General features: G+C 40.9%; 1 protein-coding gene. It reads right to left on the bottom strand.

Annotated elements, in window-relative coordinates; genetic code table 11:
• A partial coding sequence (locus tag B7Y67_RS12155) for a cache domain-containing protein (protein ID WP_293598873.1) occupies window positions 1-526 on the bottom strand: 526 nt, incomplete at both ends.

Below are 526 nucleotides of genomic sequence, written 5' to 3' on the forward strand. Positions count from 1 at the left end.
CTTCATGTATTTTTATTTCTCCTACCCAGTTATCGTCGGATAAATGCTTAGCATCAAGCGCTAATTTCATCCAATTCGGATTCATAATTTCTATGCCGCCACGCCGCACTTGCACCAATTCCTGCCCATTCGATTTAAGTAAATGAATGATGCCGGTTTCACCGATATCGATATTTTGGTAGAGCTTTAGTGCATAGCCCAGATCAAGAATAATGAGTAATACACCATTTTTATTTTCATGATTAAAAATTGGAATTAATAACGGGATATGCCACAACTCTGAAGATTCGCTGGAGATTTCTCCAACCGACATCACAGGCACTTGCCATCTTTGCTGATGATTAAGTAACCTCATTACTTCCGGCTTTAGCCTTGCATCGCCCTTGGATGGTGAAGATGCAAATCTAATTTGCCCGTTCTCGTCAAAAATAGCGATGCGCGTAAACACTTGGTCGCTTGCCAAAATCGCTTTGATTTTTGATTCTGCTTCAGCTGGGCTTAAAGTTAACCAACTGTGAGCAATCAG

The sequence above is a fragment of the Polynucleobacter sp. 35-46-11 genome, from assembly GCF_002281105.1.